Genomic DNA, 17,345 nt, shown 5'->3' on the forward strand with positions numbered 1-17,345 from the left:
GGAGCCGCAGCCCGGCAAGGGAGCCGCAGCCCGGCCAGGGGGCGCACGCCGGCCAGGGGGCGCATGCCGAAAGGCGCGGCCCGACGGGCCGCGCCTTTGCGTTCCGCGGTACCGGTCAGACCTTGGCGGGCACCTTGGCGGCGGCGATCACATCGGCGAGGTCCTTGTGGGGGGCCTTCGGCGCGCCCAGGCCCGCGGCCTTCATCGCCATGCCCACGACGCCGCCGATCGCGACGACGACGATGCCGGCCCAGAAGCCCAGCGGGTTCGCGAGCACCATGAAGGCGCCGGAGATGCAGAAACCGATGAAGGCGATGATGACACCGGTCCAGGCGGCCGGGGTGTGTCCGTGGCTAGTGCCCGCCATTAGTTGCTCCTCGTTGCTCTGCCGCGATGCTGTGTGGGTGGAAAGCGCGGTCCGTGCGGAACGCTCGGTGACCATTGTCCCGCACCCGGCCGGGGCCGCGCTCACGGGGGTGGGGTCGTAGTGCCGGTCAGCGCCCCTGATCGGAGGTCGGATCCTCGCCCCGGTCCAGAGCCTTCCACAGATCCTCGGGCCGGTCCGGATCCACGACGGCGGCCTTGCGGGCGCGCGGGCTGCCGTCGCGCTCGTAGCGGCCGCCCATCGCCGGCCAGTCCCGGCCGAAGCGCAGGGCGAGCAGGCCCGCGACCAGGATCAGGGCCGCGCCGGCGGCCGTGACGTAAGGCCAGGCCGTATGGGTCAGTCCCGCCGCCTTGGCCGCGGTGTCCGCGGTGGTCCGGGCGGCCGCCGCGTCGAGGGCGCTGCGGCCGTCGGCGGCGAGGACGGCCGACAGTGCCGCGCCGAGGCCGCTGAGCGCCAGCAGCCCGGAGACCAGCAGCCGGCTCCGGCCGCGCACCGCGAAGACGGCGACGAGCGCGGCGAGCCCGACGATGGCCAGGGCCGCCGGCAGCCCGGTGACGGTCTGCCCGTCCGCGGTCAGCCTGAGGGAGTCACCGGCGTAGGCGGTGGTGCCGCGGGCCCAGACCCGGCCGGAGGCGAGCAGGACGACGGTGGCGCCCAGCGTGCCGAGCAGCAGCGCGACGGCCACGCTGCGGCGGCTGCGGCGGCTGTCGGGGGCCTCGGACCGGGGCGCGTGCTCCGGTCCGTGGTCCGGGTCGTGCTCCGGGTCGGGGGCGGCGTCGGTTCGGGGCGGGGGTACGGCACTCACGTACCCCACTATCCCCTACGGCTTCACGCTCGGTGGAGGCGGTTCGCCGCTCCGACCGCGCGCAGCACCGCGGCCGCCTTGTTGCGGCACTCGTTGTCCTCCAGCTCGGGCACCGAGTCGGCCACCACCCCGGCGCCCGCCTGGACGTACGCCGTGCCGTCGCGCAGCAGCGCGGTGCGGATGGCGATGGCGGTGTCGGAGTCCCCGGCGAAGTCCAGATAGCCCACGCAGCCTCCGTACAGTCCGCGGCGGGTCGGCTCCAGCTCCTCGATGATCTGCATGGCGCGCGGCTTGGGCGCTCCGGAGAGCGTGCCGGCCGGGAAGCAGGCGGTGAGCACGTCGAACGCGGTCTTCCCCTCGGCGACCCGCCCGGTGACGGTGGACACGATGTGCATCACGTGCGAGTAGCGCTCGATCGACATGAAGTCGACGACCTCCACCGAGCCCGGCTCGCAGACCCGGCCCAGGTCGTTGCGGCCCAGGTCGACGAGCATCAGGTGCTCGGCGCGCTCCTTGGGGTCGGCGAGCAGCTCCTCCGCGAGGTCGTGGTCCTCCTGCGGGGTGGCGCCGCGGTGCCGGGTGCCGGCGATGGGGTGGACCACGGCTCGCCCGTCCTCGACCTTGACCAGCGCCTCGGGGCTGGAGCCGACCACGTCGAAGCCGTTCTCGAAGCGGAAGAGGTACATGTACGGGGACGGGTTGGTGGCCCGCAGCACCCGGTACACGTCCAGCGCGGAGGCCTCGCAGGGGGTCTCGAACCGCTGGGAGGGCACCACCTGGAAGGCCTCGCCGGCCCGGATCCGCTCCTTGATGTCCTCGACGGCGGCCTGGTACTTCTCGCCGCCCCACAGCCCGGAGAACTCCGGCAGCTCGGAGGCGGGCAGCGGGGTCGGGGTGTACGGCGCGGGCCGCGCGAGGTCGGCCTCCATGGCGTCGAGGCGGGCGACGGCGTCCGCGTATGCCTCGTCCACGCCGGTGTCGAGGTCGTTGTGGTTGATGGCGTTGGCGATGAGCAGGACGGTGCCGTCCCAGTGGTCCAGCACCGCCAGGTCCGAGGTGAGCAGCATGGTCAGCTCGGGCAGTTCGAGGTCGTCGGCCGTGCTGTCGCCGATGCGTTCCAGGCGGCGCACGATGTCGTAGCCGAGGTAGCCGACCATGCCGCCGGTGAAGGGCGGCATCCCGCCCGCGAGGTCGCGGGGGGTGTGCAGGGCCTCGACGGTGGCGCGCAGGGCGTCGAGCGGGTCGCCCGCGGTGGGCACGCCCACCGGCGGGGTGCCGATCCAGTACGCCTGGCCGTCCCGGACGGTCAGGGTGGCGTCGCTGCGCACGCCGACGAAGGAGTACCGCGACCAGGAGCGGCCGTTCTCGGCGGACTCCAGGAGGAAGGTGCCGGGGCGCTCCGCGGCCAGCTTCCGGTACAGCCCGACCGGGGTGTCCCCGTCGGCCAGCAGCCTGCGGCTCACGGGGATGACGCGGCGGTCGGCCGCGAGCTTGCGGAAGGTGTCGAGATCCATGGCGTGGGACCCTATCCGGCTATTCGGCCAGCGGAAGGACATCGGCGTCGAAGCAGGTGCGGGCTCCGGTGTGGCAGGCGGCACCGACCTGGTCGACCTTGACGAGCACGGTGTCCGCGTCGCAGTCGAGGGCGACCGACTTCACGTGCTGGAAGTGGCCGGAAGTATCCCCCTTCACCCAGTACTCCTGGCGGCTGCGGGACCAGTACGTGCAGCGCCCGGTGGTCAGGGTGCGGTGCAGCGCCTCGTCGTCCATCCAGCCGAGCATGAGCACCTCTCCGGTGTCGTACTGCTGGGCGATGGCCGGAACCAGGCCGTCGGCGGAGCGCTTGAGGCGCGCGGCGATGGCGGGATCGAGGGAGGACGTACTCATGCGTGCCATTGTGCCGCGAGACGGGACGGGAAATGGATCTCTGTCCGCCTGATGGGCAGGCACGGGGCGAGTTCCGGCCGTAGGCTGGCCCGCATGTCTACCCATGCGAAGCGCGAACGTCTGCTGCTGGCCGACCTGTTGGAAGCGGCGGGGCCGGAGGCGCCGACGCTGTGCGACGGCTGGACCTGCCGGGACCTGGCGGCGCACGTGGTGGTCCGGGAGCGGCGTCCGGACGCGGCGGGCGGCCTGCTGCTGAAGGTGCTGAGGGACCGGCTGGACAGGGCGATGGCGGAGTACGCGGCCAAGCCGTACGAGGAGCTCGTGCAGCTGATCAGGACGGGCCCGCCGAAGCTGTCCCCGTACGCGCTGAAGCAGATCGACGAGGCGGCGAACGCGGTGGAGTTCTACGTCCACTCGGAGGACGTCCGGCGGGCCCAGCCCGACTGGTCCCCGCGCGAGCTGGACCCGGTGTTCGCGGACGCGCTCTGGTCGCGCCTGGAGAAGCTGGCCCGCCTGACGGGCCGCCGCTCCCCGGTGGGCCTGGTCCTGCGCCGGCCCGACGGCCGCACGGCGGTGGCCCGCCGCGGTACCCCGGTGGTGACGGTGACGGGCGAACCGGGCGAACTGACCCTCTTCTGCTTCGGCCGCCAGGCCGCCGCCGCGGTGACCCTGGACGGCGACAAGGAGGCGGTGGCCAAGCTGACCACCGCCCAACTGGGCATCTGACGGCCGCCCCACCGCTTCCTGGGGCTCCGCCCCAGACCCCGCGCCTCAAACGCCGGCGGGGCTGGATTTTCCAGCCCCGCCGGCGTTTGAGGCGACGGGCGCGCAGCGCACGTTCGGGGACCGGCTCGCGCGGCCGAACCCGCACCCACCCCGCCCCATGGGCCGAAGGCCTCAGCGGACGGGGTGGCCCGCTTCGCGCAGGGCGCCCTTGACCTCGGAGATCCGCAGATCGCCGAAGTGGAACACCGACGCCGCCAGGACCGCGTCAGCACCGGCCGCCACCGCCGGAGCGAAGTCCGACAGCTTGCCGGCCCCGCCCGAGGCGATCACCGGGACGGTGACGTGCTTGCGCACCGCCCCGATCATCTCCGTGTCGTAGCCGTCCTTCGTGCCGTCCGCGTCCATGGAGTTCAGCAGGATCTCGCCGGCGCCCAGCTCGGCCGCCCGGTGCGCCCACTCGACCGCGTCGATGCCGGTGCCCTTGCGGCCGCCGTGGGTGGTGACCTCGAAGGAGCCGGTGGCGGTGCGGCGCGCGTCCACCGACAGGACGAGGACCTGCCGACCGAAGCGTTCCGCGATCTCCTGGATGAGCTCGGGGCGGGCGATGGCGGCGGTGTTGACACCCACCTTGTCCGCACCGGCGCGCAGCAGCTTGTCCACGTCGTCCGCGGTGCGGACGCCGCCGCCCACGGTCAGCGGGATGAAGACCTGCTCGGCGGTGCGCCGCACCACGTCGTACGTGGTCTCGCGGTTGCCGGAGGACGCGGTGATGTCGAGGAAGGTCAGCTCGTCGGCGCCCTCGGCGTCGTACAGCTTGGCCATCTCCACCGGGTCGCCCGCGTCGCGCAGGTTCTGGAAGTTGACGCCCTTGACGACGCGGCCGTTGTCCACGTCCAGGCAGGGGATCACCCGTACGGCGAGAGTCATGCCGTCTCTCCCTTCCAAGCCTCGACCTCGACCTCGACGACCATGCTGGGGTCGACCAGGCCGGCGACGATGACCATCGTTGCGGCCGGGCGGACCTCGTCGAAGAGCTCCTTGTGGGCGCGGCCCACCTCCTCGACGTCCCGGGCGTGCGTGAGGTACATCCGGGTGCGCACGACGTGCTCGGGGCCGAGACCGGCCTGGGCGAGGGCCTTGAAGGCGACGCCGAAGGCGGTGACGGTCTGGTCGTACGGGCCGTCCACGCCGGCCGCGGTGCAGCCGGAGACGAGCACGAGCCCGTTGGGGAGCTGGACCGCCCTGGAGTAGGCGATCACGTCCTCGTAGGGCCCGCCGGAGGAGATCCGGCGTACCTCGGGGGCGTTGCTCATGCGGAGACCACCTCCAGTGCCTCTTCCAGGGTGAAGGCCTTCGCGTACAGGGCCTTGCCGACGATGGCGCCCTCCACACCCAGCGGCACCAGCGCGGACAGGTCGCGCAGGTCGTCGAGGGAGGAGATGCCTCCGGAGGCGACGACGGGCCGGTCGGTGGCGGCGCAGACGTTCTTCAGCAGCTCCAGGTTGGGGCCGGTGAGGGTGCCGTCCTTGCCGATGTCGGTGACCACGTAGCGGGCGCAGCCCTCGGAGTCCAGGCGGGCGAGGGTCTCGTAGAGGTCGCCGCCCTCGCTGGTCCAGCCGCGGCCCTTGAGGGTGGTGCCGCGGACGTCCAGGCCGATCGCGATCCTGTCGCCGTGCTCGGCGATGGCCTTGGCGGCCCACTCGGGGGTCTCCAGGGCGGCGGTGCCGAGGTTGACGCGGGTGCAGCCGGTGGCGAGGGCCGCGGCGAGCGAGGCGTCGTCGCGGATGCCGCCGGAGAGCTCGACCTTGATGTCCATGGCGCGGGTGATCTCCGCGACCAGCGCGCGGTTGTCGCCGGTGCCGAACGCGGCGTCCAGGTCGACCAGGTGCAGCCATTCGGCGCCGGAGCGCTGCCAGGCGAGGGCCGCCTCCAGCGGGGAGCCGTAGGAGGTCTCGCTGCCGGACACGCCGTGCACGAGGCGGACGGCCTGGCCGTCGCGGACGTCGACCGCGGGCAGGAGTTCCAGGGTCTTCGGCGTAGCGGTCATCACAGGGTCTCGATCCAGTTGGTGAGGAGCTGGGCTCCGGCGTCTCCGGACTTCTCGGGGTGGAACTGGGTGGCCCACAGGGCGCCGTTCTCCACCGCCGCGACGAACCGTTCCCCGTGCGTGGCCCAGGTGACCTTGGGGGCGCGGATCACCGGGTTGGTGACTTCCAGGGTCCAGTCGTGCGCCGCGTAGGAGTGCACGAAGTAGAACCGGGCGTCGGCGTCGAGGCCGGCGAACAGCCGGCTGTCCTCCGGGGCCTCGACGGTGTTCCAGCCCATGTGGGGGACGACGGGGGCCTTGAGCGGGCCGACCGTGCCGGGCCACTCGTCCAGGCCCTCGGTCTCGACGCCGTGCTCGATGCCGCGCTCGAAGAGGATCTGCATGCCGACGCAGATGCCCATGACGGGGCGGCCGCCGGAGAGCCGGCGGCCGATGATCCAGTCGCCGCGGACCTCGCGCAGGCCCTGCATGCAGGCGGAGAAGGCGCCGACGCCGGGGACGAGGAGCCCGTCGGCGTCCATGGCCTTGTCGTAGTCGCGGGTGATCTCGACGTTCGCGCCGACGCGCGCGAGGGCGCGCTCGGCGGAGCGGACGTTGCCGAAGCCGTAGTCGAAGACGACGACGTTCTTGGTGGCTGCGCTCATTCCCAGATTCCTTGGATTCGCAGGACTCCGGCGGCCAGGCACATCGCGGAGCCGATGGCGAGCAGGACGACGACCGACTTGGGCATCTGCTGCTTCTGGAAGGAGTAGACGCCGCCGGCCAGGAAGAGGCCGACGACGATCAGGATGGTGTTGAGCCCGTTCACGCTAGAGGGCGCCCTTCGTGGACGGAAGGATCCCGGCGGCGCGCGGGTCGAACTCGGCGGCGTAGCGCAGGGCGCGCGCCAGCGCCTTGAACTGGCACTCCACGATGTGATGGGCGTTGCGGCCGTAGGGGACGTGGACGTGCAGGGCGATCTGGGCCTGCGCGACGAAGGACTCCAGGATGTGCCGGGTCATCGTCGTGTCGTACTCGCCGATCATCGGCGCCATGTTCTCGGGCTCGGTGTGCACGAGGTAGGGGCGGCCCGACAGGTCGACGGTGACCTGGGCGAGGGACTCGTCCAGGGGCACGGTGCAGTTGCCGAAGCGGTAGATGCCGACCTTGTCGCCGAGGGCCTGCTTGAAGGCGGCACCGAGCGCGAGCGCGGTGTCCTCGATGGTGTGGTGGCTGTCGATGTGCAGGTCGCCGTCCGTCTTGACCGTGAGGTCGAACAGGCCGTGGCGGCCGAGCTGGTCGAGCATGTGGTCGTAGAAGCCCACGCCCGTCGAGACGTCGACCTTGCCGGTGCCGTCGAGGTTTATCTCGACGAGGACCGAGGTCTCCTTCGTGGTCCGTTCGACCCGTCCGATGCGGCTCATGCGTGCTGCTCCTTCTTCAGTGCGCGAACCGCTTCCAGGAACGCGTCGTTCTCGGCCGGGGTGCCCGCGGTGACCCGCAGCCAGCCCGGCACTCCGTTGTCCCGGACCAGGACGCCCTGGTCGAGGATCTTCTGCCAAGCGGTGTGGGAGTCCTCGAACCGGCCGAACTGGATGAAGTTCGCGTCGGACTCGGTGACCTCGTAGCCGATGGCCCGCAGCTCGGTGACGAGGCGGTCCCGCTCGGCCTTGAGCTGCTCGACGTATCCGAGCAGGGTGTCGGTGTGCTCCAGGGCGGCCAGCGCGGTGGCCTGGGTGACGGCCGACAGGTGGTACGGCAGGCGCACCAGCTGGACGGCGTCGACCACGGCGGGGTGCGCGGCCAGGTAGCCCAGGCGCAGTCCGGCGGCGCCGAAGGCCTTGGACATGGTCCGGGAGATCACCAGGTTCGGGCGGCCTTCGATCAGCGGGAGGAGGGAGTCGCGGTGGGAGAACTCCACGTACGCCTCGTCCACGACGACCAGCGAAGGCTTGGCGGCCTGCGCCGCCTCGTAGAGGGCGAGGACCGTCTCCGCCTCGACCGCGGTACCCGTGGGGTTGTTGGGCGAGGTGATGAAGACGACGTCAGGGGCGTTCTCGGCGATCGCCTGCTCCGCCGCCTCCACGTCCAGGCGGAAGTCCTCGCGGCGCGGGCCGGAGATCCACCCCGTGCCGGTGCCGCGCGCGATGAGCGCGTGCATCGAGTACGAGGGCTCGAAGCCGATGGCCGTGCGACCCGGGCCGCCGAAGGTCTGCAGCAGTTGCTGGAGGACCTCGTTGGAGCCGTTGGCGGCCCAGACGTTCTCCTTGGCGACGGGGTGCTTGCCCGTGCGGGTGAGGTAGGCGGCCAGCTCGGTGCGCAGCTCCACCGCGTCCCGGTCGGGGTAGCGGTTGAGGGTGCGGGCGGCGTCGGCCACGCGCTCGGCGATGCGCCGTACGAGCGGCTCGGGCAGCTCGTACGGGTTCTCGTTGGTGTTCAGCTGCACGGGCACGTCGAGCTGCGGGGCGCCGTAAGGGCTCTTGCCGCGGAGCTCGTCCCGGATGGGGAGGTCGTCGATCCCGAAGGTCACTGTCCGGGCACCTTCCATCCGAAGCGCGCCTTGAGGGCCGCGCCGTGCGCGGGCAGGTCCTCGGCCTCGGCGAGGGTGACCACGTGGTGGGTGACCTCGGCGAGGGCGTCGCGCGTGTAGTCGACGATGTGGATGCCGCGCAGGAAGGACTGCACGGACAGGCCGGAGGAGTGGCAGGCGCATCCGCCGGTGGGCAGCACGTGGTTCGACCCGGCGCAGTAGTCGCCGAGGGAGACCGGGGCCCACGGGCCGACGAAGATCGCGCCGGCGTTGCGCACGCGGGCGGCCCACGCGGCGGCGTCGGCGGTCTGGATCTCCAGGTGCTCGGCGCCGTAGGCGTCGACGACCTTGAGGCCGTCCTCCAGGTCGCGCACGAGCACGATGGCGGACTGCCTGCCGGCGAGGGCGGGCTTGATCCGGTCCTCGACGTGCTTGGTGGCGGCGACCTGCGGCTCCAGCTCGCGCTCGACGGCGGCCGCGAGTTCCTCGGAGTCGGTGACGAGGACGGCGGCGGCCAGCGGGTCGTGCTCGGCCTGGCTGATCAGGTCGGCGGCGACGTGCACCGGGTCGGCCGTGGAGTCCGCGAGGACCGCGATCTCGGTCGGGCCGGCCTCGGTGTCGATGCCGATCTTCCCGGTGAAGTAGCGCTTGGCGGCGGCGACCCAGATGTTGCCGGGGCCGGTCACCATGTTGGCGGGCGCGCACTCCTCGGTCCCGTACGCGAACATCGCCACGGCCTGGGCCCCGCCGGCCGCGTACACCTCGTCCACGCCGAGCAGCGCGCAGGCGGCCAGGATCGTGGGGTGCGGCAGCCCGCCGAACTCCCTCTGCGGCGGGGACGCGAGCGCGATCGAGCCGACCCCCGCCTCCTGGGCCGGTACGACGTTCATGACGACGGAGGACGGGTACACCGAGCGGCCGCCTGGGGCGTACAGCCCCACGCGCTCCACCGGAACCCACTTCTCGGTCACGGTGCCGCCGGGGACCACCTGGGTGGTGTGCTCGGTGCGGCGCTGGTTGCGGTGCACGATCCGGGCGCGCCGGATCGACTCCTCCAGGGCGGCGCGGACGGCCGGGTCGAGCTCGTCGAGGGCGGCCTGGAGGGCCTCTGCGTCCACCCTGACCTGCTCCAACGTCACCCCGTCGAACTTCTGCGCGTACTCGATCAGCGCCGCCGTGCCACGATGATGGACGTCCTCGCAGATGGGCCGCACCTTCTCCAGGGCAGCTTCTACGTCGAACTCGGCACGGGGCAGCAGATCGCGCAGGGCGCCGCCCTCGGGGAGGGCGTCACCGCGCAGGTCGATACGAGAGATCACCTTCCAATTCTCTCAGACCGCCTCGATCCACCGTTCGCCCGTATCACTGGCTGATACACGCCCCGGACGTCACAGCCCCCGATAGCGTTGATCCACACGTCGTACCAGCGGAGGGGGGCCGCCATGACCGAGGCACGCGCGGTCGACGCGCCGGCGGATCTTTCCGCCGCGGAACAGCGCATGTGGGAGGCGTTCCGCACGGGCAGCGTGTGCGATCTGAGCGAGCGCGCCGCCGCCGCCCGGGACGACCCGCACGCCGACCACGTGTGGGGCCCGGAGCGCAGCGTCCGCGCCCAGGTGGTGGCCCTGCTGCTGCTCCACGGGCCGCCGCCGGTGCCGGGCCGGGTGGCCTCGCTGAAGCTGCGCGGGGTGCGGATCGCGGGGCGGCTGGATCTGTCCGGTGGGGTGGTCGGCCCGTACGTGGAGCTCCAGTCCTGCCGCTTCGACAGCGAGATCCAGCTGTCCGAGGCCCGGCTCGGCACGCTGCGCCTGGTCAACTGCGCGATACCGCGGCTGGAGGCGGCGCGGCTGCACACGGAGGGCGACCTGCACCTGCCGCGCTGCCGGGTGGCGCGCGGGATCCGGCTGACCGACGCGCAGATCGGCACGGACCTGCTGATCAGCCAGGCGGTGGTGCAGCGCGACGCCAAGGGGAGGGCGATCACGGCCGACGGGATGTCCGTCGCGCAGGACTTCCAGGGCGAGCTGCTCCAGACGTACGGGGAGATGAGCCTGCGCGGCGCGAAGGTCGGCGTGTCGATGAACATGCGCGGCGCCCGGCTCCACAACCCGAACGGCCGGTACGCGCTGAACGCGCCGCAGTTGACCGTCGAGCGCACCCTGTACCTGACCTCGATCTCCATGGACTACGCCACGGGGGCGGTCTCCTCCACTCCCCCGTACGGGCTGGGGGCGACGCCGGTGCGCGGCAGGCGGGCGCAGCGCTTCGAGTGCCGGGGCGGCCTGCGGCTGGACGACGGCCGTTTCGGCGACGCCGTCGACTTCTACGGGGCGCGGTTCGTGCTCGCCGCCGATCAGGAGCTGTCGCTGCGGCGGATCCAGACGCCCGAGTTCCGTTTCGTCGGGGAGCGGCCGGAGCGCGGGCGGGTCGTGGTCTCGGGGGCCAAGGTGGTCAAGCTGGTGGACACCTCGACGAGCTGGCCGGGCCCGGGCGGCGTGTCGATCGAGGGCTTCGTCTACGAGAACCTCGCGCCCCGGGGCCACTTCCCGCTCCCGCGCCGGCTGGAGTGGCTGGAGGCGGCCACGCCCGAGTACTCGCCGGAGCCGTACGAGCGGCTGGCGGCGGTGCTGCGGGCGGGCGGCGAGGACGCGGACGCCCGCGAGGTGCTGCTGGCCAAGCAGCGACGGCGCCGGGCCACGCTGCCGGCGGGGCAGAAGGCGTGGGGGTACCTCCAGGACTGGACGGTGGTCTACGGCTATCGCCCGGGCCGGGCCGCGCTGTGGATGGCGGTGCTGTGGGCGGCGGGGACGCTGCTGTTCTCGCAGCTGCACCCGCCGCCGATCAAGGCGGACGAGCACCCGCAGTGGGACGCCGCCCTGTACGCCCTGGACCTGCTGCTCCCGGTGATCGACCTGGGCCAGCAGGACCAGTGGATGGTGACGGGCGGCTGGCAGTGGGGGGCCACGGTCCTCATCCTGCTGGGGTGGATCCTGGCCACGACGGTGGCGGCGGGGGCCTCCCGCCTGCTGAGGCGGGGGTGACGGGTCCCGCCCCGCGGCCATTACCCTGTGCCTCGTGACCACCGTTCGCCTGCCCCTCTTCCCGCTGAACTCGGTGCTGTTCCCGGGACTCGTCCTCCCGCTGAACGTCTTCGAGGAGCGTTATCGCGCCATGATGCGCGAGTTGCTGAAGGGGAGCTCGGACGAACCGCGCCGGTTCGCCGTCGTGGCGATCCGGGACGGCCGGGAGGTGGCCCCGACCGCGCCCGGCCTGCCGGACCAGACGTCCGTCCCCGAGCGCGGCCCGGCCGCGGGCTTCGGCTCGGATCCGATCCAGGCCTTCCACCGGGTGGGCTGCATCGCGGACGCGGCGACGATCCGGGAGCGGGAGGACGGCAGCTTCGAGGTCCTGGCGACGGGTACGACCCGCGTGCGCCTGCTGTCGGTGGACGCGTCGGGCCCGTTCCTGACGGCGGAGCTGGAGGAGCTCCCGGAGGACGCCGGGGACGGCGCGGGCGCGCTGGCCGAGGGGGTGCTGCGGGCCTTCCGCACCTACCAGAAGCGGCTGGCCGGGGCGCGCGAGCGGTCCCTGACGGGCGCGGAACTCCCCGACGAGCCGTCGGTGGTGTCCTACCTGGTGGCAGCGGCGGCGGTGCTGGACATCCCGGCGAAGCAGCGCCTGCTCCAGGCCCCCGACACGGCGACCCGCCTGGCGGAGGAGCTGAAACTCCTGCGCACGGAGACCGCGGTGATCCGCCACCTCCCCTCGCTGCCGGCGGTGGACCTGACCCGCTCGCCGACGAGCCCGAACTGATGGCGAAGAAGAAGCCCGCGGGCACCCCGGCGATCGTCGCCCTCACGGCGGCCGGGGTGTCCTTCACCACGCACTCCTACGAGCACGACCCGGCGCACCCTTCGTACGGCGAGGAGGCCGCGCAGGCCATGGGCGTCTCCCCGGACCGTGTCTTCAAGACGCTGGTCGCGGACGTGGACGGCGCCCTGACGGTGGCGGTGGTCCCGGTGTCGGGCTCCCTGGACCTAAAGGCGCTGGCGGCGGCGGTGGGCGGGAAGCGGGCGGCGATGGCGGATCCGGCGCTGGCGGAGCGGACCACCGGGTATGTGCGGGGCGGCATCTCCCCGCTGGGGCAGCGGCGGCGTCTGCGCACGGTCCTGGACGCCTCTGCCTCGCTCCACGCCACGATCTGCGTCTCGGCGGGCCGCCGCGGCCTGGAGGTCGAGCTCTCCCCCACGGCCCTCGCCACCCTCACGGCCGCCACCCTCGCCCCGGTGGCCCGCCCGTAGCCTGCGGGGCGCCACTGGTTCTGCCGGGCCCCGCCCGTACCCGTCTGCAGCGCCGCTGTCGGGGGCCGGCCCCCGAACCCCCGCTCCTCAAACGCCGGAGGGGCTGTTTTGCCTCCGGCGGCGCCTCAAACGCCGGCGGGGCTGAATTCGCCCGCCCCCGGCGGACGGCAGGAGCGAAATCCAGCCCCTCCGGCGTTTGAGGAGCGGGGTCCGGGGCGGAGCCCCGAGGGTTGAGCCGCAGGCGACCCCGAGGCGCGCCGTCAGGCGATCGGTGGCTTCGGTTCCGCGTGGACGTGCGGCGGCGGGTAGACGGACCACTCCGGGGACGGGTCCGGGTCGTCCCGGGGGGTCCACAGGGCCGTGAGGCCCAGGTGCACCAGCACCGCCGCCATCGGCCAGGCCAGCAGCACCCCGTGCGCCAGCAACTGCAGCGGCGCGTCGAACGGCACCCCCTTGCCCGCCGCCCGCGCCGCGGCGACGAGGTTCGACGTCGGCCCGAGCACGAGGCCCAGCCGCCATCCCACCAGCCCCGCGAAGAGCGACCCCACCGCAAGCCCGATGACGAGCGGCACGCCGCCAGCCCGCCGCCACAGGAACGTGCCGGCGCCGCTCAGCGCGCCCAGTCCGGCCGCCAGCAGGAAGAACGTCCCGTCGGTCCCTATCCGCCCCTCGCTCTCGCTGTTGCGCAGGAACACGGCCTCCCCGTTGGAGACGTACTGCACCCGCGGCGCCAGCCACGCCCACAGCAGGGCGAGGAGCACGCCGGCCACACCGACCGCCAGGGCCACGGCGGCCCCGTCGCGGACGTCGGCCGGGGTGATGCCCACCCCGGCGCCCCGCTTCTCGGGCGGGGGCGGCGGCGGGTCGGCGGGGGACGGAGGGGTCACGGCTTCGGTCACCCCCACATCGTGCCAGGTGTGCCCGGCACCGGCGCCACCGGCGTCAGCGGACCGCGGCCCGCCGGTACGCCCAGGTGGCGACGGCCAGCGAGAGGACGCCCACGGCCGCGCACACCCCCAGGTCGACGGCGACGGCGGCCCAGTCCGGCGCGGGCGCGAAGGTGCGGGCGAACGCCTCGACCCCGTACGTGGACGGCAGCAGGTCCCGCGCCCACGCGATCGGCTCCGGCATCCGCTCGGGCGGCAGCACGCCGAGCAGCAGCGCCGCCGACATGCCGAGCTGCCCGGCCAGCGTGGCCAGCTCCTGCCGCGGTGCCAGCAGCCCCAGCGCCGCGCCGAGCCCGGCGAGCGCGGCCCCGGCGAGCGGCACCACCGCCAGCAGGATCCACAGCCCGCCCATCGGCAGCCCGAACAGCACGCATCCCAGGACCGCCGTGACCAGCGTCCCCGGCAGCGTGAAGGAGGCGTACGCGGCGGCCGCGCCCAGCACCACCGACGCGGGCGGCACCGGCAGGGTGGCGTAGTGGTCGAGCCCGCCGCCCGCCCGCAGCTGCCCGAAGTACTGCGCGAGCAGGTTCAGCGCGACGAAGGCGACGACGAGCACCGAGGAGCCGGCCACGACGGCCCGGGCCTCCGAGCCGCCGTCCACCACGCCCCGCATCAGGATCATGATGCCGACGGACTGGAAGGTGGCCACGAAGAGCAGCGGGATCCGTGCCACGCGGGCCCGGGAGAGCTGGGCGCGGTACACCGCGGCCAGCGCCGGCAACAGCCGGGCCGGGGTCGCGAGCGGCGCCGCGGCCGCCTGCCGGGCGGCGGAGTGCGGGACGGCCCCGGTCGGCGTGGCCGGCGCGGTCGGCGCGACGCCGGTCGGTGCCGTCCCGGTCGGCACGGCCCCGGTCGGGCCGGCTTCGGTCGGCGTGGCAGTGCCTGCCGGACTGTCGCTCACTGCTTCACCAGCCCTTTCGTCTTGCCGCCGAGCGCGAGGTACACGTCCTCCAGGCTCGGCGTGGCCAGTGTGAAGTCGTCCAGCGAGGCGAAGGCCGGGCCGCCGGTCACGGCCGCGACCGCGGCCCGCGCCGCGTCGGGGCCCAGCCGCAGCACCCAGCGCCGCCCCGACTCCGTGGCGAGCTCGCGCAGCGCCGCGACCTCCGGCACGCCCAGCGGAGCCGATTCGCGCCACACCAGTTCGAGCCGGACCTCGCCCGAGACGGTGGCCTTCAGTCCGGCCGGGGAGTCGCAGGCGATGACCTTGCCCTGGTCGATGACGGCGACCCGGTCGAGGACGGTCTCGGCCTCGATGACGTTGTGGGTGACCAGCAGGACCGTCGCGCCGTGCTGCGCGCGCCGCCGGTCGACGGCCGTCCAGACGGCCCGCCGGGCCACGGGGTCCATGCCGGTGGTGGGTTCGTCCAGGACGAGCACCGGCCGCTCCCCCACCAGTGCGGCGGCGAAGCAGGCGAGGCGCCGCTGGCCGCCGGAGAGCTTCTTCAGGGGCCGGCCGGCGATCGCGGTCAGTCCGAGCTCCTCCAGGACCTCGTCGCGGGCGGCCCGGGCCGCCCGGAGCGGCAGTCCGCGCAGCCGTCCGGTGGTCTCGGCGGCCAGGGCCACCGTGAGCTCGTCGAGGGCGGTGGACTCCTGCCCCAGGTAGGCGAGCAGCCGCGCCGCCCGCTCGGGGTGGCGTACGAGGTCGTGCCCGAGGAGGCTGACGCTGCCCGCGTCGGGGCGCATCAGGCCGGTCAGCTGGCGGACCAGGGTGGACTTGCCGGCGCCGTTGGGGCCGAGCAGGCCGAAGACCTCGCCGCGCCGCACGTCCAGGGAGATCCCGTCGTTGGCGCGGGTCTCGGGCAGGGCGGGGGCGCCGCGCCGGCCGCGTACCGCGGGGTACGTCTTGACCAGGTCGCGTACCGCGCAGACGACGTCGGCGGGCCCTCCCGCGGCTGCCGCCGTACTGCTCTGGTGTTGCGCCGTGCCCGTACTCACGAGGGAGCAGCCTACGCGGCTTCCGGCCCTACTCGGCCGCCGGGGTCGCCGTGCCCGCGGGTCCCAGGGAGAGTCCCACCGGGCCCGCGGCGGGTACGGCGACCACGTGCTCGGCGGCGGCGCGCACGTCGATCTCCCGCCAGAACCCGGCGCGGATGGCGTAGCGGTCGTGCTCGTCGATCTGGTCGTCCTTGTGCGCCAGCAGCCCGAACCGGGCGGCGTAGCGCAGCAGCTCGCCGTCGATGCGGTGCGGGATCCGCGGGTACATGGTGGCGAGCTTCTGCAGGTGCACCTGCTCGGGGAGCCGTTCCATCCAGCGCCGGGCGAAGACCTGCCCGACCTCGAACGGGTCGCCGCCGACGGTGGTGATGTCCTCCTCGCGGTCCGCCCAGCGCTGTTCGGCGCTGGTGAGCTGGGCGAGGGTGGGCAGCGAGGCGGTCTCGGCGGGTTCGCCGAGGGGTCCGGCGCGGTCGATCCAGCCCTTGTCGGAGGACCAGCGCAGGGCGCTCCCGGCGGGCTGGACGCCGGGGTGCCCGGCCGGCACGGGGGGCGGTCCGGTCTGCTGGCCGGGTGCCCGCAGGGCGCCGGCGAGGTCCTTGGGCGTGGGTACGGTCTTGCCGCCGGTGGCGGGCGCCGGTACGGGTACCCCCTCGGCCTCCTCGTCCCCGGCGTCGGCGCCGTTGCGGGCGGCTTCGGCGAGGGCGGCCTCGGGCAGCGGGGCGGAGAGGATGGCGGCGATGTCGGGGCGCGGGGCGGTCGGCGGGGCGCAGAGCCCGGCGAGGTCCTTGGCGCGGACGGCGCGGGTGATCCAGGCCCGGTCGAGGACGCGGCGTTCGTCGGCCTCGGCCACGAGGTCCTCGGACTGGTTGTAGTCCCCGTCGGCGGCCTGTACGGCCCACAGGTGGACGGCGACGCCGTGTTCCTTGGCGGACATCAGGCCGGGCAGCAGGTCTCCGTCGCCGGTGACGAGGACCACGTCGGAGCAGGCCCGGTTGCGGGCGAGTTCGGTGAGTTCCGCGTGCATGGCCGCGTCGACGCCCTTCTGCGCCCAGCGGCCGTCGCTGCGGGTCAGGGCACCCAGCCGGACGGTCACGCGGGGCATGACGCGCAGCCGCCGGTGCTCGGGCTGCGGCACCCGGTCGGGTGCGCCGTCGAACCAGTAGATGCGCAGCAGGGGCTGCTCGGTGTCGGCCTCGGCGCGTTCGCGCAGCCCCTGGATGAGGGCGGTGTGGTCGACGGTGATGCGGGAGCGCGAGGGCTCCCCTGCGAGAAGGCTCGCGGCGGCGCCCAGCAGGTAGCCGGCGTCCACCAGGACGACGCAGCGGTCCACGCGTTCCACCTCTTCCCTGGGGATTCCTCTGAGTTCTTCGGCGGGTCCCCCGAGTCTGCCCGACCGCAAGGGTGTTGACGGCCGGAACTCGATCATCGGCGTGGCGGAAGTTTTGGTTCTACCGGCTACGCGCAGTAATGATCCAAAATGCGCGGTTTCTGGCGCTGTGTGAGTGTGAAGGCGGTCCTGGCCCCTAGACCCTCACGGAGGCTCCCCCCATGGCCAAGAACAAGAACCAGAAGCAGCCGTCGAAGCAGCAGGCCCGCTCTTCGCAGGACCCGTCGAAGAGCTCCATGGAATCCGGCGAGTCGGTACATCCGTCGCCGAGTCCGATGGACATGGCCCACAAGAGCAAGCAGAAGAAGTTCGGCCACAACTGACGCGCCGCTGACGCGCGCGCGGCGCGTTCGGCGCGCTCAGTGACGGAAAGGGCCTGCCCGGTGTACCGGGCAGGCCCTCGCGTGTGTGCGGTT

At 73.4% G+C, this 17,345-nt stretch carries 21 protein-coding genes; 5 read left to right on the plus strand and 16 right to left on the minus strand.

Features of this window, described 5'->3' with window-relative positions; translation table 11 throughout:
• Positions 1–115 precede the first annotated feature (115 nt).
• From ACZ6Y1_RS15310 to hisI, 4 genes are all read right to left on the minus strand, one after another.
• The gene (locus ACZ6Y1_RS15310) at positions 116–367 is read right to left on the minus strand and encodes an HGxxPAAW family protein (RefSeq protein WP_469628376.1); all 252 of its coding nucleotides are present in this window, start codon (positions 365–367) and stop codon (positions 116–118) included.
• A gap of 127 nt (positions 368–494) precedes the next feature.
• Positions 495–1,199, minus strand: a complete 705-nt coding sequence (locus ACZ6Y1_RS15315; protein ID WP_469628379.1) for a TIGR02234 family membrane protein — start codon at positions 1,197–1,199, stop codon at positions 495–497.
• Between the two features lie 14 nt (positions 1,200–1,213).
• Positions 1,214–2,704: an anthranilate synthase component I gene (locus ACZ6Y1_RS15320; RefSeq protein WP_469628382.1), complete on the minus strand. Its 1,491-nt coding sequence runs from the start codon at positions 2,702–2,704 to the stop codon at positions 1,214–1,216.
• Positions 2,705–2,723: 19 nt separating this feature from the next.
• Positions 2,724–3,086 (minus strand): phosphoribosyl-AMP cyclohydrolase, encoded by a 363-nt coding sequence (gene hisI, locus ACZ6Y1_RS15325; RefSeq protein ID WP_384595537.1) that lies wholly within the window; start codon positions 3,084–3,086, stop codon positions 2,724–2,726.
• Between the two features lie 84 nt (positions 3,087–3,170).
• On the opposite strand from hisI, the gene ACZ6Y1_RS15330 reads away from it, so the two are divergent.
• Positions 3,171–3,803 carry a TIGR03085 family metal-binding protein gene (locus tag ACZ6Y1_RS15330; RefSeq protein WP_469628385.1) on the plus strand — a complete coding sequence of 211 codons (633 nt, stop codon included), beginning with the start codon at positions 3,171–3,173 and terminating at the stop codon, positions 3,801–3,803.
• Positions 3,804–3,974: 171 nt separating this feature from the next.
• Here the strand turns inward: ACZ6Y1_RS15330 and hisF are convergent, their stop codons facing one another.
• Genes hisF through hisD form a run of 8 tightly spaced genes read right to left on the minus strand, consistent with a single transcriptional unit; the run spans position 3,975 to position 9,678 of the window.
• Positions 3,975–4,730, minus strand: a complete 756-nt coding sequence (hisF, locus tag ACZ6Y1_RS15335) for an imidazole glycerol phosphate synthase subunit HisF (protein ID WP_469628388.1) — start codon at positions 4,728–4,730, stop codon at positions 3,975–3,977.
• The gene (locus ACZ6Y1_RS15340; RefSeq protein WP_469628391.1) at positions 4,727–5,116 is read right to left on the minus strand and encodes a RidA family protein; all 390 of its coding nucleotides are present in this window, start codon (positions 5,114–5,116) and stop codon (positions 4,727–4,729) included. Before ACZ6Y1_RS15340 ends, hisF begins: the two co-directional genes overlap by 4 nt.
• Complete coding sequence (priA, locus tag ACZ6Y1_RS15345) at positions 5,113–5,850, minus strand: bifunctional 1-(5-phosphoribosyl)-5-((5-phosphoribosylamino)methylideneamino)imidazole-4-carboxamide isomerase/phosphoribosylanthranilate isomerase PriA (RefSeq protein WP_403887153.1); 738 nt, start codon at positions 5,848–5,850, stop codon at positions 5,113–5,115. The genes ACZ6Y1_RS15340 and priA overlap by 4 nt, the downstream gene beginning before the upstream one ends.
• Positions 5,850–6,494 carry an imidazole glycerol phosphate synthase subunit HisH gene (gene hisH / locus ACZ6Y1_RS15350; RefSeq protein WP_469628395.1) on the minus strand — a complete coding sequence of 215 codons (645 nt, stop codon included), beginning with the start codon at positions 6,492–6,494 and terminating at the stop codon, positions 5,850–5,852. The genes priA and hisH overlap by 1 nt, the downstream gene beginning before the upstream one ends.
• Positions 6,491–6,658: a hypothetical protein gene (locus ACZ6Y1_RS15355; RefSeq protein ID WP_362590272.1), complete on the minus strand. Its 168-nt coding sequence runs from the start codon at positions 6,656–6,658 to the stop codon at positions 6,491–6,493. The genes hisH and ACZ6Y1_RS15355 overlap by 4 nt, the downstream gene beginning before the upstream one ends.
• Position 6,659: 1 nt before the next feature.
• The gene (hisB, locus tag ACZ6Y1_RS15360) at positions 6,660–7,253 is read right to left on the minus strand and encodes an imidazoleglycerol-phosphate dehydratase HisB (RefSeq protein ID WP_030707279.1); all 594 of its coding nucleotides are present in this window, start codon (positions 7,251–7,253) and stop codon (positions 6,660–6,662) included.
• Positions 7,250–8,359 carry a histidinol-phosphate transaminase gene (locus ACZ6Y1_RS15365; protein ID WP_469628400.1) on the minus strand — a complete coding sequence of 370 codons (1,110 nt, stop codon included), beginning with the start codon at positions 8,357–8,359 and terminating at the stop codon, positions 7,250–7,252. Before ACZ6Y1_RS15365 ends, hisB begins: the two co-directional genes overlap by 4 nt.
• A complete protein-coding gene (hisD, locus tag ACZ6Y1_RS15370) occupies positions 8,356–9,678 on the minus strand; it encodes a histidinol dehydrogenase (protein WP_469628403.1) in 1,323 nt (440 codons plus the stop codon). Before hisD ends, ACZ6Y1_RS15365 begins: the two co-directional genes overlap by 4 nt.
• Positions 9,679–9,801: 123 nt before the next feature.
• Between hisD and ACZ6Y1_RS15375 the strand changes: the two genes are divergently transcribed.
• Genes ACZ6Y1_RS15375 through ybaK form a run of 3 tightly spaced genes read left to right on the plus strand, consistent with a single transcriptional unit; the run spans position 9,802 to position 12,660 of the window.
• The gene (locus ACZ6Y1_RS15375; RefSeq protein WP_469628406.1) at positions 9,802–11,400 is read left to right on the plus strand and encodes an oxidoreductase; all 1,599 of its coding nucleotides are present in this window, start codon (positions 9,802–9,804) and stop codon (positions 11,398–11,400) included.
• A gap of 34 nt (positions 11,401–11,434) precedes the next feature.
• Positions 11,435–12,172 (plus strand): LON peptidase substrate-binding domain-containing protein, encoded by a 738-nt coding sequence (locus tag ACZ6Y1_RS15380; RefSeq protein ID WP_469628410.1) that lies wholly within the window; start codon positions 11,435–11,437, stop codon positions 12,170–12,172.
• Positions 12,172–12,660, plus strand: a complete 489-nt coding sequence (ybaK, locus tag ACZ6Y1_RS15385) for a Cys-tRNA(Pro) deacylase (protein WP_469628413.1) — start codon at positions 12,172–12,174, stop codon at positions 12,658–12,660. Before ACZ6Y1_RS15380 ends, ybaK begins: the two co-directional genes overlap by 1 nt.
• Before the next feature lie 260 nt (positions 12,661–12,920).
• Here ybaK and ACZ6Y1_RS15390 read toward each other — a convergent pair whose 3' ends face one another.
• From ACZ6Y1_RS15390 to ACZ6Y1_RS15405, 4 genes are read right to left on the minus strand one after another with little or no spacing between them, the layout of a single operon-like run.
• Positions 12,921–13,559: a hypothetical protein gene (locus ACZ6Y1_RS15390; RefSeq protein ID WP_469628416.1), complete on the minus strand. Its 639-nt coding sequence runs from the start codon at positions 13,557–13,559 to the stop codon at positions 12,921–12,923.
• A 43-nt stretch (positions 13,560–13,602) separates the two neighbouring features.
• A complete protein-coding gene (locus tag ACZ6Y1_RS15395) occupies positions 13,603–14,451 on the minus strand; it encodes an ABC transporter permease (protein WP_469629068.1) in 849 nt (282 codons plus the stop codon).
• 53 nt (positions 14,452–14,504) lie between these two features.
• A complete protein-coding gene (locus ACZ6Y1_RS15400; protein ID WP_469628419.1) occupies positions 14,505–15,542 on the minus strand; it encodes an ABC transporter ATP-binding protein in 1,038 nt (345 codons plus the stop codon).
• A gap of 28 nt (positions 15,543–15,570) precedes the next feature.
• A complete protein-coding gene (locus tag ACZ6Y1_RS15405; protein ID WP_469628422.1) occupies positions 15,571–16,881 on the minus strand; it encodes an NYN domain-containing protein in 1,311 nt (436 codons plus the stop codon).
• A 209-nt stretch (positions 16,882–17,090) separates the two neighbouring features.
• On the opposite strand from ACZ6Y1_RS15405, the gene ACZ6Y1_RS15410 reads away from it, so the two are divergent.
• Positions 17,091–17,252 (plus strand): hypothetical protein, encoded by a 162-nt coding sequence (locus ACZ6Y1_RS15410; RefSeq protein ID WP_469628425.1) that lies wholly within the window; start codon positions 17,091–17,093, stop codon positions 17,250–17,252.
• Positions 17,253–17,345 lie beyond the last annotated feature (93 nt).

Source organism: Streptomyces sp. NPDC053432 (assembly GCF_055585365.1).

What these genes read in the sequence shown, in the direction of transcription:
- ACZ6Y1_RS15310 (WP_469628376.1), bottom strand. Translation starts at nt 367, where the DNA reads ATGGCGGGCACTAGCCACGGACACACCCCGGCCGCCTGGACCGGTGTC.
- ACZ6Y1_RS15320 (WP_469628382.1), bottom strand. Translation starts at nt 2,704, where the DNA reads ATGGATCTCGACACCTTCCGCAAGCTCGCGGCCGACCGCCGCGTCATC.
- hisI (WP_384595537.1), bottom strand. Translation starts at nt 3,086, where the DNA reads ATGGCACGCATGAGTACGTCCTCCCTCGATCCCGCCATCGCCGCGCGC.
- ACZ6Y1_RS15330 (WP_469628385.1), top strand. Translation starts at nt 3,171, where the DNA reads ATGTCTACCCATGCGAAGCGCGAACGTCTGCTGCTGGCCGACCTGTTG.
- hisF (WP_469628388.1), bottom strand. Translation starts at nt 4,730, where the DNA reads ATGACTCTCGCCGTACGGGTGATCCCCTGCCTGGACGTGGACAACGGC.
- ACZ6Y1_RS15340 (WP_469628391.1), bottom strand. Translation starts at nt 5,116, where the DNA reads ATGAGCAACGCCCCCGAGGTACGCCGGATCTCCTCCGGCGGGCCCTAC.
- priA (WP_403887153.1), bottom strand. Translation starts at nt 5,850, where the DNA reads ATGACCGCTACGCCGAAGACCCTGGAACTCCTGCCCGCGGTCGACGTC.
- hisH (WP_469628395.1), bottom strand. Translation starts at nt 6,494, where the DNA reads ATGAGCGCAGCCACCAAGAACGTCGTCGTCTTCGACTACGGCTTCGGC.
- hisB (WP_030707279.1), bottom strand. Translation starts at nt 7,253, where the DNA reads ATGAGCCGCATCGGACGGGTCGAACGGACCACGAAGGAGACCTCGGTC.
- ACZ6Y1_RS15375 (WP_469628406.1), top strand. Translation starts at nt 9,802, where the DNA reads ATGACCGAGGCACGCGCGGTCGACGCGCCGGCGGATCTTTCCGCCGCG.
- ybaK (WP_469628413.1), top strand. Translation starts at nt 12,172, where the DNA reads ATGGCGAAGAAGAAGCCCGCGGGCACCCCGGCGATCGTCGCCCTCACG.
- ACZ6Y1_RS15410 (WP_469628425.1), top strand. Translation starts at nt 17,091, where the DNA reads ATGGCCAAGAACAAGAACCAGAAGCAGCCGTCGAAGCAGCAGGCCCGC.